The sequence below is a fragment of the Kordia sp. E genome (genome assembly GCF_056033805.1).
This window is the reverse complement of the sequence record NZ_JBRASR010000006.1, coordinates 716,908-730,770: the sequence shown is the minus strand read 5'-3', so window position 1 is coordinate 730,770 and position 13,863 is coordinate 716,908. Positions and strand designations below refer to the sequence as shown.

Here is a 13,863-nt window from a genome sequence, read left to right as displayed (position 1 = left end):
TGAGCTCTGTAGCAGTTACAGACAAACCATACAATACGTTGAACTTACAAAATAGTTATGCTTCAAATTATACATTTGATCGAAATGGTAACTTACAAACATTAAATCGCTATGTTCCTGAAGATGGAGTATTAAAAGTAATGGACAATTTTAGTTACAAGTACATTACTGAAAATAACACACCTACCAATAAACTAGCGATTGTAAGTGACGTTATAGAAGGGAATCAATACGAAACAAACGCGGATATTGACGATCAAATAGCAACCTTAGCAAGTGTAGGGTATGATTATAATGTTGATCCTAACAATATAGATAATCATAACTATATCTATGATGATATAGGGCAACTTATAGAAGATAAAATAGAAGGACTCAAAATATTTTGGAGAGTGGACGGAAAAGTCAAGGAAGTTCATAAACTGCCATTTCAGGGTAGAGGAATTCCTGATGTTATTGCATTTGAATATGACGGACTAGGTAACCGAATTGGAAAGTCTAAATACAAACTTGGAAATAGTAATGACAAAACCACTACATACTATGCACGTGATGCACAAGGAAATGTATTAGGTGTATACGAAAGTGAATTTTCTAAGAATGCATCTGAGTTCGACTTAACAATGACGTTAAAAGAAAATCATGTATATGGAAGTTCTAGATTAGGTATTGAAAATAGAAACAAAACCATCATAGATGAGAATTTTCAAACGGCTCCTATTTCAATTACGAATGATGGATCGGGAATACCAATCATAATAGGGAGTTTTAATAAAAGTGGTGTTCGTACAACAGCTGACTCATATTTCCATTGGAATCATCCTGCTGTAAATTCTAGTGAATCTAGCGAATTTAGTGGTCTTAAATTACAAACACAATTCAAAATTGTAACTGACGACACTTATAGTTCAATTGCCATACTAAGACAAAGTAACTTAAAAGGTGCGTTTCAACAGTATTATGAACCTGCTTTACAAGTGATTAAAAATGTCACCACAAACAAATATTGTTTGCAGTTTTCTATTCGTGAAGAACGAGAAAGTGAGAAAAATGATGGAACGGGTTATTATACCAAAAAATACTACAGAACTACATATGACTTTAGTGAAGAACAATTAGCTACAGTAGGACTTAAAGTAGATCTTAACTTCTTTGGAGATAATATAAATATAACGGTTAACGGAGTAACCTACAATCCAGATAATCCAACAAACAGGATTACAATATTAAATCCAACTGCTGGCGATATTACAAGTATCAATACTAAAAATGAAGGTTTTATATATAAAAGTCAAAATTTAGAAACACTAGATGTAGCGTATCTAAACTATAGTTTTGATATTTCAGAGAGTGATGTACAAGCAATCAGTTTTCCTATACTGGATACTGATTTGTTAAAGAATAATTTAGATGAAGAAATGAGTTTAATCACTACTGTTCCTTTAACAACTGATGATTATATCATTCCTAATATATTCTATACGGATAGTGATGCGGATGGTGTAGATGACTATTTGGAAGATATCAACGCTGATGGAAACTTAGATAATGATGATTCCGATGGAGATGGAACGCCTGATTATTTAGATACTGATGATGACAATGATAACATTCCTACAATTAGGGAAGTACTAATAGGAGATACCGACAACGATGGCATTCCAAACTATTTGGATGATGACGATGACAATGATGGATGGCTTACTGCTGCAGAAGGACAAGCTGATGATGATAATGATGGAATTCCAAATCACTTAGACAATACACATTATGAAAACGCTGTAAATGGTCCGTTGACGCACCAAGATTATGAAAACTATATTGGTGACAAGGCGTATGAATTATCCAATCATTTAGGAAATGTACTGAGTGTTATATCTGATAAAAAAATCCTCGCTTTTGGAACTCAAATAGTGCAAATACATGATGGTGTTGATAACTCTGAAGAAGATGGAGCTAATGTGAGTTTAGCATTAGTTGACAATGGAAATACGTTACAATGTGCAACGATACATAACAATACAGGTACATTCTTTAAGCAATCATTACAAGCAAATACGGAATACATTATTAGTACTAACATTGAAAAAGAAAACTATGATGCAGATATAAAAGTATCTATTGAAGATCCGCAAGGAAATAGTCTGTACAATGCAACAATCACAGAGTCAGGTTTTTTCTACTTTACATTCATTGCTCCAGAAACAGCAAACTATCACATCCGTTTCTTAAAGCAACATCAAAATGTCGGAGATCAAACAGAGCAAGCATTTTATATTAAAAATTTCTTTATATTTACGCTAGAAGAAACTGAAACAGTAGAAGGTTTCCTCGCAGACGTTCTTTCATATAATGATTACTATCCGTATGGAATGTTACTCCCGAACAGGCACGAATCTGACGAAAGTTACAGATATGGTTTCCAAGGTCAAGAAAAAGACGATGAACTTAAAGGCGAAGGGAATTCTTTGAATTACCGATTTAGAATGCACGACTCGAGAATTGGTAGGTTTTTTGCTACTGATCCCTTAGAACCTAAATATCCACATAATTCTCCATATGCATTTTCTGAAAATATGGTTATTCATGCTATTGAATTAGAAGGTGCAGAAAGTAAAGTCATAATTAAACACCCTAATCAAAAAGATGATATATGGATGACTTCTGACATATATTCAAAACGTTTCAAGAGTACTGAAATGCTTGAAGGTCTATTAAGAGGCATCGAAAGTAAACATAATATTGATGACAATTATCCTCTAACTATAACATCAAAACATATTACTTATGAAACAGTTAAATGGAAGTTAATCACTACTACAACTAGTTATTTACATTATGAAGTTCATTTTGTAGCAAATGATAATAATGAAGGTCCACATGATGTTTATTTTAACTTCGAATTACCTGTTCATAAGTTGAATCATCTAGGTATTATTGAAGTAATAGAGATTATAGTATCAGAATTGGTTTTTGCGAAAATTTTAAGAAAATTTCCAGTAAAAGCTAAAAAAACGAACATAGATGTTGTAGCGAATAAAACCAATGTAAAAGCTAAAAATATGGTTTTTACTGCAGCAGAAAAAGCTGCTCTGAAAACGGCTACTGGATATAGTCGCACGAGAATAGTCGATGGAGTTGGAATAATTGATAGATTTGGTTTTTATAGCAAAACGTCACACACTCAACTTAAGTTAATAATGGAAGGCTTCAAAAGAAATGGAGCTACATCAATTAAAGTTTACACTAATGGAGCAAATGACGCGATGAAGAAGTTATTGAATAGTAGAATAAAGTCAGGTAAGAAACTTTTTGGAAAATTTACTGTCGAAAAGAGAATAGGACCAGGTTATATACTAAAAGGCACACTATAATGAAATTAAATATATTAGAAGCTAAGGTAAAAAGGAATAATTTATTAAAGCATGCTGGAAAATTCTATGTAGATAAAACTTCCGAAATAATAAAAGAATTGAATTCACAAGGAAAAAGTGCTTTACTAGGAATTCAAAATAAAAAAGGAGTTTACACTATCATTGGAAAACAGTATATGTATTATCGGACTTCCTCAGGGAAGATTGGAGAAATATTACTTAAAGAATTTATTGATGAACTGCATGAAAATGGTTGTCGTATAGGGACTGGATATTTAAAATTCAAATTTTTATATAAGAATATTATTCTGAACAACAATGATAAAGTTTGGTTACATAATTCCTATACGATGTTTTCTCTTTGGAATACGATTTTATATATAATAGACAGTCAAGGTAATGGTGCAGGGTAATGGTGTAAATTAGGCTGCAATCTCTACGACTATTTTAAAATAACGTGTCCCATTTATGGAGGGCAGAGCGTTAAGAAAATGTTTCATAAAACATTTTTAGCGAATGAGCCAGCTGGCCCCGCTCCCGCTAGTTTAAACTAGTGGCGTACCGAGTAAACACATAACATAATAACATATAAAAACTTCCAAGCTGTTATAGTTTGGGAGTTTTTTTTATATAAAGTCATATAAGTTAATTTCTTTATATTTACCCTTGAAGAAACTGAAACAGTAGAAGGTTTCCTCGCAGACGTTCTTTCATATAATGATTACTATCCGTATGGGATGTTACTGCCTAAACGACATGCAAGTGACGAGAGTTATAGATACGGCTTCCAAGGACAAGAAAAAGATGATGAATTGAAAGGAGAAGGGAACTCGGTTAACTTCAAATTTAGAATGCACGATCCTAGAGTTGGGAGGTTCTTTGCTATTGATCCGCTTTATGCCGAATATCCATATAACTCTCCTTACGCTTTTTCTGAAAATGCTGTTATAAATGCTGTTGAACTTGAAGGTTTAGAAAAAGATTTAAGCTATTATAATGATCCTAGTCTCAGGTCATGGAGAAATACCAGAACTATTGCTCAACAAAAACAAGATGTGAAGCATATGGAAGAAGGTAAAACAAAAGGGTTAATTACTGGAGTTGTCATGTTAGCTGTTGCCGCAGATGTTGTTTTCACTGGAGGTCAAGTATCAAGAGTTTTAGGCTTTGTGTTTAGTTCTGCTGCCGTTGGAGATGGATATGAAATGATGATGAATACAGAGCAAGCTAGAGAGGCTGAAAGAAATGGAGATTTTCAAAGAGCTGCTAGCTTAAGAAATGAAAATCGGCAATTATCAGCTGCAGTTTTTGGAGAATTGTTTGGCGGTGCAGTTGGATGGAGTGTTGGACAAATTTTTAAAGTAGGAAAAGCAATTAAATTTAGTGGACGAGTTTACAGATATGAGAATGCTGAAAGAGTTGCAACGACATGGAAATCTGGAAAATATAATGTATCTGCAAATCATAGGTATACTGGTCCAGGAGAAGGAGGTGTATATGCAGGAACTAGTAAAAAAACTGCTTATGATGAAATTGCCTATTATGGTGCGCAAGATGGTAGAGTTCCTGTTAGTAAATATATTACACTTAATAATGTATTAGATTTAACAAATAAAAGTGTTAGAAAAGATCTAGGAGTTACTCTAACCCAAATTACTGATGATAGTTATGATGTTACACAAGCTTTAGGTAAATATGCTAAAGATAATGGCTATGATGGTATCCTAGCTCCTTCAGCTAGAAGTGAAGGAAACAATATTATTATTTTAAAAGGAATTGAATAAAAATTAATTATGATTAAAAGAAATGATTTAAATAAACATTGGAATCATTATGTTAATTTATCTAGAGAAGAATGGGGGGATTTTGACTTTAAACTTAAATTAGTTAGTGAGTTAAATGGTGATTTAGAATTAGCACAAGTTATTTATAGTATTTTCGGAGTTCAAAGTTTACTATGGATTAAAAAGAAAGTTCCAGCTTTAGGTCAAAAAACAGCTAAAGAATGTATACAAAATAATGAATTAGATGAATTAAAAAAAGTTTTGTTACGAATGCCTAAATAAGATAAATGGTACACCACGCTCCCGCTAGCTTATAGCTAGTGGCGACAACAGTAAGAAACTTATGTTACTTAATAGTAGCATCAACAATAAGTACATAAAAAGCTATACTAAGAAATTAGTGTAGCTTTTTATGTATCAAATCTGCTATGTAGGTAGCAAAATTGCTCGAAATTCTATTAAAAGTTTTTTATATTTACCGTAGTAGAAAACCAAGAAGTAACTGGCTTTTTACCAGACGTTCTTTCATATAATGATTACTATCCGTATGGAATGCTCCTACCTAAAAGACACGCTTCCGATGAATCTTACCGTTATGGCTTTAACGGTAAAGAGAAGGATGATGACTTAAAAGGAGAAGGAAATAACTATGATTTTGGAAGTAGGATGTATGACTCTAGAGTGGGAAGGTTTTTATCATTAGACCCATATTCGATATCATACCCTCAATATTCTCCATATTCTTTTGCAGCAAATAACCCACTTCATAACATTGATAAAGATGGAGAATTTATTTTACCATTTTTAATGAGGCTATTAGGGCTGGATTCTAAAGATGGAGCAATAAAATCATTAGATAAACTTGGAATTGAGGATAAGAATACAAGAAATACTTTATTATTCATAGCAGGAATAACCAACGGTTCAGATACTGTGGAATTAGTAAAAGGTATAGGGCAAGGCTTGTACGATTATAATGCAATTAACCTTGTTTATAAAGCAGTTAAATCACTAGACAAATATAGAAACGGGGAATTAGGTGATGGAGAATTACTTGAAGCTTTAGTTCCCCACGCTCCCGCTAGCTTATAGCTAGTGGCGACAACAGTAAGAAACTTATGTTACTTAATAGTAGCATCAACAATAAGTACATAAAAAGCTATACTAAGAAATTAGTGTAGCTTTTTATGTATCAAATCTGCTATGTAGGTAGCAAAATTGCTCGAAATTCTATTAAAAGTTTTTTATATTTACCGTAGTAGAAAACCAAGAAGTAACTGGCTTTTTACCAGACGTTCTTTCATATAATGATTACTATCCGTACGGGATGCTGCTACCTAAAAGGCATGCAAGTGATGAAAGTTACCCCCGCTCCCGCTAGTTTAAACTAGTGGCGTACCGAGTAAACACATAACATAATAACATATAAAAACTTCCAAGCTGTTATAGTTTGGGAGTTTTTTTTATATAAAGTCATATAAGTTAATTTCTTTATATTTACGCTAGAAGAAACTGAAACAGTAGAAGGTTTCTTCGCAGACGTTCTTTCATATAGTGATTACTATCCGTATGGAATGCTCCTACCTAAAAGACACGCTTCCGATGAATCTTACCGTTATGGCTTTAATGGAATGGAGAAGGATGATGAACTTAAAGGTGAAGGAAATAGTTATACTACACATTTTAGGCAATACGATCCAAGAATTGCTAGATGGTTAAGCTTAGACCCAAAAGCTTTGAGTTTCCCTCATCAAAGTCCTTATTCCGCTTTTAATAATAATCCTATATTTTTCACAGATCCATTAGGAGATGATCCACCAGAAGATGATGGAACAGCTAGTTCAGGGGATGTTTATCTTGATCCTGATAACCCTACTTTATATTATGTTTACAATTGTGATGCGAACAATTCTGAAAGGGACGGTTGGGTCAAGTATTCAAAAAATCTACCTAATGTAAATATGAATAGGTTAGAAAGAAAAATGTCAACGTTTTTAGATAAATATCCAGGAAAACTAGAACATTTAGGAAATGGTACCATAAGTGGGTTAGTTTTCATTGGTTATAAAGATGGTCAATTACCGCCTAACGTTAAAAGTAAAGGACTATATCGGAGAATAAAAGGATACGGACCAGGAGGAACTCCTATTTTCGGAAAAGTAATTGGTCATTATGTAGAAACTCTTGATTTAAATGACTATAAAGATGTCGGCATTAAAGAATCTATGATTCCTTTATGGGGTAATGGAAAAGCCGCAGTAAATAGTTTTAGAGATGGAGACTATTTAGGTGGTAGTTTTCATCTAGCATTGACAGTCCTAGATGGGTTATCAATAGGAACTATAACAGAACTAAAAGCTAGCGCAAAAAGTATCACTTTAAGTAGAGCCAAATGGTATGGTGGTGAAAGTATTGAAAATGCTGCAAAAAGCATTAATAGTTTTAGAGAATGGCCTATGTTTGGATTAGATAAAGGCTTTCAAGATTTCGTGATGCATGGAAATGTATTTAAAAAATTATCTGCAAAACAAATATCTAATCTTATGGACGAAAAAGCTATAACAGGAAATGTAAGGCTATGGGTATGCGGTGCTGCTAAAGATTTAGACAAGTTAAGCTTATTATCAAAAATGAGAGGAGGAATATCATTCCAAGCTACAAATCACAAAATAACTGTAGAAGCGTTTGAATTCTATTTTGAATCTGAGATGGGTAAGCGTCTTAAAACCACAAGTTTTAATACATATAAATTTTAAAATAATGAGAATTTTATTAAATCTAACTCAAGAAACACCAGTTCTTTACGAGATAACTGATAATTATATTTTAGATAATGTAAAAAGAAAAGTCAATCAAAGGCGAATTGTTAATTATCTAAAAAAATCAGAGTATGTTAGAGTAATTTTAGATCAAGATTGCTGCCCTATTTGTTCTGAATACATAGATAGTCCTAAAACATTAATATCTGATGGAAACTGGGTTTGGAGTGCTGATTTAGTTCATTATGTAAAAAATCATGATATGTTATTGCCACATTTTTTCAATGAGTATTTAACTACAAGAAAAATACCTTTTAAAAAATTAGATATAGAGAAACAGAAAAAGATTTTTATGTTTTTCAAAACAAACTCAAATGATTATGGTTTAGATAAAAAAAAATTAAACTATATGGTATTGTAGGGTAATGGGCTGCAACCTCCACGACTGTTTTAAAATAACGTGTCCCATTTATGGGAAATAACTCCCTTCGCTCCCGCTAGTTTGTAACTAGTGGCGTACCGAGTAAAACACAAACATTAACAAAAGCTATACTAAGAAATTAGTGTAGCTTTTTGTATTTTAGAGTCATGAGCAGAAACTATAAATTCCATAACAAAAGGGTCTTTACGCTATTGCAGAAAGAGTAAAAAATACTCATGAGGTCAAAGCAAGTACAAATTAATCACATGAAAAATATTAATAAATTTAAAATACTGTTATCAACTTACTTAAAAAACATTCATGAAAGCCTTAAATATTTAGAGAAATTTTCAAATGATAATGGTTTCTATCAAGAAAAAAGAGAAGGTTTTTTAGATAGAAAAAAAGAGATTTTTTTTCAGTTTCATGGTACTGGATGCTACATGGAATTTAATAGAGTTAAGATTAATTATAATTTACCTGATATGATCAGAAGAAAAATAACTATTGATCCTTTTTTTATTATTGAATTTTGGAAAAGTAATGATAATGTTATCGATTTTGAAACAGAACAAGAAATTTTAAATGTATTTAATTTTTTAATAAATGAAAAGAAATATAATGTTTGTCAGTTTTACAAAGAACATATTGAAATAGATTTCCCGTACATTTATGATCTTTTTGGTAATGAGTAAAAATAGTAATGATGTAAATTAGGGCATAGCTTTAATTTTATTCATAAGTAATTGAAAGGTGCTAGCACTCCTTTTGTTAGTTCAGCGCACGAGTTACAAACTCGCGCTAGCTCGGGGTTAGATCAGGAGAGTATTTTTTTAAACATAATACATAATGGAATATATAGAAGATACAATCAAAAGATACATTAATTATCTAAATGAAGTCGAAGTATATATAAAAAAAGAAAAGATCCATGGTGAACCAATAAATATTGATATTTTAAAATATAATAAAAATAGTATTTATTTTGATCAGATATCTGATTTGTCAGGTATGGCATACTTATATAAAAATAACTTACTAGGAAGAAAAATGAAAGAGGACTTTAAAGAAAAACTGAAGAGCTTAAATTCAAACCTTAATGAAAATGAATTAGTAATATTATTACTTACAGTTAGTAATTATTCCTAGTTAACGCTAAAGAGTTAAATACAAAACAATAAATATAAAAACTCCCAAACTGTTTCAGTTTGGGAGTTTTTGTGTTTTATAATCTGATAGCATAATGTCCAAAATAACTAAAAAAACAAAAAAAGTAACGCTTATTAACTACCTAGTACGCTTATACATTTTTTAAGGATATTATTTATAATTAGTATTATTTTTAAAAAATAAAATTTAATATATAACCAATGAAGAAAAACATTTTAAAAGCACTTTTAGTGTGTTTTGTAGCAGTATTTGCCAGTTGTAGTAGTGATGATGATAATAATAATGATTCCATTTCAGACTCAATAGTTCGAGTTGAAGTAAACGGTGTTTTGTATGAATCAAGTACAGTAGTAGCCGCTATGGGTAATGGTAATAGGTATTTTGAATTTGATAGTGTAAATGATAATTCTGAAGCTATTCAGTTGCGTTTAGGGGATTTTAATGATACTACAGCAGCTGTATTAGAAACTGGATTTGTTTACACCTATTCAAATGGAGACACAAGTGATACATCGATATTCTATCAAGATCAATCAGCCAATACTATAGTAGGAGGATCAACAACTGGAACACAAATTACGATTACCAATTTAGATTTAGATACTAAAACTATATCCGGGACTTTTTCAGGAGTATTTCCTGATCAAGTAGGTTCTGTAAGTTTGACTAATGGTGTTTTTACCAATATTACTTATACTGAGTAAATTATCCCGCTCTCACTAATTTGTAACTAGTGCTGAGCAGAGTAAAACATAAACACAAAAACTCCCAAACTGAAACAGTTTGGGAGTTTTTGTGTTTTATAATCTGATAGCATAATGTTAAAAATAGATTATAAATAACAAAAAAGCAACGCTTATTAACTATGTAGTACGCTTATACATTTTTAAGAGATATTGCTCATAATTAGTATTATTTTTAAAAATAAAATTTAATATATAACCAATGAAGAAAAACATTTTAAAAGCACTTTTAGTGTGCTTTGTAGTAGTATTTGCCAGTTGTAGTAGTGATGATGACACAATGGTAACAGAAGATGCCTCCTCAATAACCAACAAATGGTATTACGATAGTAATGATTTTACAGCCGATATCTATTTTGATGCTAATGGCACATATCAGCAACGTCAAGAAGCCTTAGGAATGATTTTCGAGTCTACTGGCGATTGGTCTTGGCTAGATGAATCTACAGGAATGATGAAAATAGATAATGTAACAGGGCAAGCACAATTAGCTTCCGAACTATGGTTTCGTTTTACCAACATTACAGAAACTACTTTTACCTTAGAGCAATCAACTAATGGAGAAGACTATTTTTCTGGGATTAACTATCAAGATACCGATCCTAACTGATAAAAAAATTTATTTCTGATTAGTTACAGAAATATTAAAATACCTTCTCATAATAAAACAAGCGAAAAATATAAGAGATATTCTATCTCATAGGAGCTATTAAAGTAAATTCAATATTTGATTCAATGCGCTTGTTATCAATAACTTTCAGAGAAAATATAAAAACATTCTAAAATGAAAAAGCAAGCTATTATAATAGCTTGCTTTTTCATTTATTTGTGACCTCGGCAGGATTCAAACCTGCAACCTCTTGAGCCGTAATCAAGTGCACTATTCAGTTATGCTACGAGGCCTATTGCTTATTGCGGGTGCAAATATATTTCTTTTTGTTACAAATACAAAGATTAAAAAGAAAAATAAATGAGTTTTTTATCTTTTTTATGAAATGGTTTTGATACTACTTTGAATTCAAGGCATTTGTAGTTACAAAATAACGCCAACCTATAATAGCTAATTGTAATTTTGAAGCATTTGATAAATCGAGCCTTCGTTTTGAAAATGAAGGAAGTAGCACTTTATTCAATTTTGCTAGCAACTTGAAAATTTGTTTTTTCATGATAAAATCATCTAATTGAAAGTGAAGATACTAAAAAAATGACTTTTCATAAAAAGAAAAGGCAAGTCGATAAAACTTGCCTTCTGTATATTGAATCTTGTATCGTGAAAACTATTTCTTCGTTTTAATAATAACAACACCGTTTTTTCCTTTATCTCCGTATTTTTCAATTGCCGAATCTCCTTTCAATACAGTGACACTCTCAATTTTATTTGGATCTAATTTCTTCATCTTCTTTTGTTTAACAATCTTTCCATCAATAACAAATAATGGTTTTTTATTACTAGAGTTTCTAAAAACAATTTTTGAATCTTGCTCTTCAATAACCTCTATCTCAGTATCTTTATCATTATGACTTCCAACAAAAATAAACTTATTATCGCCATCTTCTTTTATTTCAATTTCTTCTTCTATAATTTCGTCAGGAGATAACTCTTTTCCATTAACAATAACTACTTTTTTTCCATTTACTTTTTTAATATCTACTGTTTTTACTCCATCTTTATGAATCCAAGTACTTGATGTTCCACCTTTTTTACCTGAATGCTTTGATGTTATAACATACTTGCGTTTAGAATCTTTTCCATCATGATCATGATCATCGTCATTATCATGGTCATCATCATTATCATGATCTTCATGTATTTCGTATGTAAAAGAATTACTATGACTTATATGTTTAGAAGAACTTACGATAAGCGTACCATTCTTTTTCCCTAATTTAATTGTTGGAATTGGCTTGTCTTCATTTGATTCAAATGTAGCGCTAGATTGTGCTCCTGCTTTATCTTTCAATTCAAGATTGATAGCAGTAATTTCATTTTTACTATTAAACTTTTTAACATCATAATTTAAAGTAATATCAAAGCTTTTAAACATTTTTTTAATAGCTTTCAATTCCTTAACAGTCGTATTTTTGTTAATGGTAATTAATACATCGCCATACGTAGCTTTAACAAGTGTACTTTCAATTGTTGGAATTGTTTCCGTTGTAGTTGTGTTTACTTCTTTTGCGATTACTTTTGTATTAAACAGCATAACAAAAGCAATTAATAATGGTAAAATAAGGAGCTGTTTCCACCTGTTTAAATGTGTAGATTGATTTTTTTGTAACATAACGATTCGTTTTTTGATTAATGAATTATAAAAATTATTAGTAAGCGCAGGACAATATGCATTTCCTGATACTTTTAATAATGTAAGTTGATATTCCTTTTTGGAAGGTGTTTGTTTAATGGCTGCACTATCAGCTAAAAACTCTAAATTTTGAGAAATATATTTTTGATGAAGCCATGCAAGCGGATTAAACCACATGAAAATACAGTACAATTTTGAAATAAATACATCGATAGAGTGCAATTGCCTACTGTGTGCTTGTTCATGCGTTAAAATAGCTTCTAACTCCGATTCTGAATACAAAGCTGGATTGTATACAATGTAGTTGAAAAACGAAAATGGAGTAAATGAAGTTGAAGTTTCAATATATACAAACTGTTCATCACGTTTTGTCACAGTTGATGTCCATAATAATTTACATAACGAAGTCAACTCAACTAGAAACTTAGCCAGAAAAAATAAAACACCTGCAACATAAGTATATAATAAAACATCTATCCAGGAAAAAAGTGTAGTAGCTATTTCATTATTAGTTTCTGTATACACAAACATGCCAGTTGTCGCTTCTTCAACAAAAGGAATTTCTATATATCTTGTAATTACCAATAAAGGTAAAACTAAAGATATAACCATTCCTGCTAACAGGAAAAAACGATTTCCGTGAAAAAAAGTATCTTTTCGTAACCACAAAAAATACAAACTAAAAAAGAGTAGGAGCACACCTGAACTCTTAACAAAATACATGAATAATTCGTCCATTACTTTTCTTTTTCAATAAGGTTAATAATCTCTTTTAAATCATCTACACTAATCTTTTCTTCCTTTGCAAAGAAGGAAACGACATTCTTATAAGAATCATTAAAATAATTCTGAATTGCAGATGCCATAAACTTTTCGCGATACGCTTCTTTAGTCACAACAGGATAATATTGATGTGTATTTCCATATGCATTATGTGAAACATATCCTTTTTCTTCTAAGTTCCGAACAATGGTAGATAATGTATTATAATGAGGTTTCTTCGTTGTAATTTCACTCATAATATCCTTTACAAACGCTTTATTAAGCTGCCAGATAATATGCATTACTTCTTCTTCCTTATTTGTTAATTTTTGCATGATTTAATATAGATTAAATAAACTTCGAATTAATTTCAATACAAATATAAACTAAAAAACCAGTTATGCAACTATAAAAATAGTTAAGCAACGAAAATTATAGTTTATTTAACAAAACAAATAGAGCAAATAGTAGTATTGTCATAAAAGTAAACCATAGACATACTGCATGATAGCTTACTATTGATTTGTTAGAAAGATTAAAAATCATT

Annotated in this window: 14 protein-coding genes and 1 tRNA gene; 11 read left to right on the top strand and 4 right to left on the bottom strand. The window is 31.0% G+C overall.

What is annotated here, in order from left to right; all coding sequences use genetic code 11:
• The 11 genes from ACUUYC_RS25270 to ACUUYC_RS25220 all read left to right on the top strand — a co-directional run.
• Positions 1–3,374: RHS repeat-associated core domain-containing protein (locus ACUUYC_RS25270; protein WP_474270557.1), on the top strand; the 3,374-nt coding region annotated here is incomplete at its 5' end.
• The gene (locus tag ACUUYC_RS25265) at positions 3,374–3,787 is read left to right on the top strand and encodes a hypothetical protein (RefSeq protein ID WP_474270555.1); all 414 of its coding nucleotides are present in this window, start codon (positions 3,374–3,376) and stop codon (positions 3,785–3,787) included. The genes ACUUYC_RS25270 and ACUUYC_RS25265, both read left to right, overlap by 1 nt.
• 243 nt (positions 3,788–4,030) lie before the next feature.
• Entirely contained in the window at positions 4,031–5,158 is a 1,128-nt protein-coding gene (locus ACUUYC_RS25260; protein WP_474270593.1) for an RES domain-containing protein, read from the top strand.
• A gap of 9 nt (positions 5,159–5,167) precedes the next feature.
• A complete protein-coding gene (locus tag ACUUYC_RS25255; RefSeq protein WP_474270554.1) occupies positions 5,168–5,440 on the top strand; it encodes a hypothetical protein in 273 nt (90 codons plus the stop codon).
• A gap of 189 nt (positions 5,441–5,629) precedes the next feature.
• Positions 5,630–6,250, top strand: coding sequence for an RHS repeat domain-containing protein (locus ACUUYC_RS25250; protein WP_474270591.1), 621 nt, complete (start codon positions 5,630–5,632; stop codon positions 6,248–6,250).
• Between the two features lie 401 nt (positions 6,251–6,651).
• Positions 6,652–7,914: an RHS repeat domain-containing protein gene (locus ACUUYC_RS25245; protein WP_474270588.1), complete on the top strand. Its 1,263-nt coding sequence runs from the start codon at positions 6,652–6,654 to the stop codon at positions 7,912–7,914.
• A gap of 4 nt (positions 7,915–7,918) precedes the next feature.
• Positions 7,919–8,338: a hypothetical protein gene (locus ACUUYC_RS25240; protein WP_474270552.1), complete on the top strand. Its 420-nt coding sequence runs from the start codon at positions 7,919–7,921 to the stop codon at positions 8,336–8,338.
• Positions 8,339–8,604: 266 nt separating this feature from the next.
• A complete protein-coding gene (locus ACUUYC_RS25235; protein ID WP_474270549.1) occupies positions 8,605–9,033 on the top strand; it encodes a DUF6896 domain-containing protein in 429 nt (142 codons plus the stop codon).
• A gap of 154 nt (positions 9,034–9,187) precedes the next feature.
• Positions 9,188–9,487: a hypothetical protein gene (locus ACUUYC_RS25230; protein ID WP_474270546.1), complete on the top strand. Its 300-nt coding sequence runs from the start codon at positions 9,188–9,190 to the stop codon at positions 9,485–9,487.
• A 221-nt stretch (positions 9,488–9,708) separates the two neighbouring features.
• A complete protein-coding gene (locus ACUUYC_RS25225) occupies positions 9,709–10,212 on the top strand; it encodes a hypothetical protein (RefSeq protein WP_474270544.1) in 504 nt (167 codons plus the stop codon).
• 241 nt (positions 10,213–10,453) lie between these two features.
• Positions 10,454–10,861, top strand: a complete 408-nt coding sequence (locus ACUUYC_RS25220; RefSeq protein ID WP_474270542.1) for a hypothetical protein — start codon at positions 10,454–10,456, stop codon at positions 10,859–10,861.
• A 219-nt stretch (positions 10,862–11,080) separates the two neighbouring features.
• Here ACUUYC_RS25220 and ACUUYC_RS25215 read toward each other — a convergent pair.
• From ACUUYC_RS25215 to ACUUYC_RS25200, 4 genes are all read right to left on the bottom strand, one after another.
• Positions 11,081–11,154, bottom strand: a tRNA-Arg gene (locus ACUUYC_RS25215).
• 104 nt (positions 11,155–11,258) lie between these two features.
• Positions 11,259–11,417, bottom strand: a complete 159-nt coding sequence (locus ACUUYC_RS25210) for an SsrA-binding protein (protein WP_474270539.1) — start codon at positions 11,415–11,417, stop codon at positions 11,259–11,261.
• Positions 11,418–11,528: 111 nt separating this feature from the next.
• Positions 11,529–13,292 carry a M56 family metallopeptidase gene (locus ACUUYC_RS25205; protein ID WP_474270537.1) on the bottom strand — a complete coding sequence of 588 codons (1,764 nt, stop codon included), beginning with the start codon at positions 13,290–13,292 and terminating at the stop codon, positions 11,529–11,531.
• Entirely contained in the window at positions 13,292–13,651 is a 360-nt protein-coding gene (locus ACUUYC_RS25200; RefSeq protein WP_474270536.1) for a BlaI/MecI/CopY family transcriptional regulator, read from the bottom strand. The genes ACUUYC_RS25205 and ACUUYC_RS25200 overlap by 1 nt, the downstream gene beginning before the upstream one ends.
• Positions 13,652–13,863 lie beyond the last annotated feature (212 nt).

What these genes read in the sequence shown, in the direction of transcription:
- ACUUYC_RS25265 (WP_474270555.1), top strand. Translation starts at nt 3,374, where the DNA reads ATGAAATTAAATATATTAGAAGCTAAGGTAAAAAGGAATAATTTATTA.
- ACUUYC_RS25255 (WP_474270554.1), top strand. Translation starts at nt 5,168, where the DNA reads ATGATTAAAAGAAATGATTTAAATAAACATTGGAATCATTATGTTAAT.
- ACUUYC_RS25240 (WP_474270552.1), top strand. Translation starts at nt 7,919, where the DNA reads ATGAGAATTTTATTAAATCTAACTCAAGAAACACCAGTTCTTTACGAG.
- ACUUYC_RS25235 (WP_474270549.1), top strand. Translation starts at nt 8,605, where the DNA reads ATGAAAAATATTAATAAATTTAAAATACTGTTATCAACTTACTTAAAA.
- ACUUYC_RS25230 (WP_474270546.1), top strand. Translation starts at nt 9,188, where the DNA reads ATGGAATATATAGAAGATACAATCAAAAGATACATTAATTATCTAAAT.
- ACUUYC_RS25225 (WP_474270544.1), top strand. Translation starts at nt 9,709, where the DNA reads ATGAAGAAAAACATTTTAAAAGCACTTTTAGTGTGTTTTGTAGCAGTA.
- ACUUYC_RS25220 (WP_474270542.1), top strand. Translation starts at nt 10,454, where the DNA reads ATGAAGAAAAACATTTTAAAAGCACTTTTAGTGTGCTTTGTAGTAGTA.
- ACUUYC_RS25210 (WP_474270539.1), bottom strand. Translation starts at nt 11,417, where the DNA reads ATGAAAAAACAAATTTTCAAGTTGCTAGCAAAATTGAATAAAGTGCTA.
- ACUUYC_RS25205 (WP_474270537.1), bottom strand. Translation starts at nt 13,292, where the DNA reads ATGGACGAATTATTCATGTATTTTGTTAAGAGTTCAGGTGTGCTCCTA.
- ACUUYC_RS25200 (WP_474270536.1), bottom strand. Translation starts at nt 13,651, where the DNA reads ATGCAAAAATTAACAAATAAGGAAGAAGAAGTAATGCATATTATCTGG.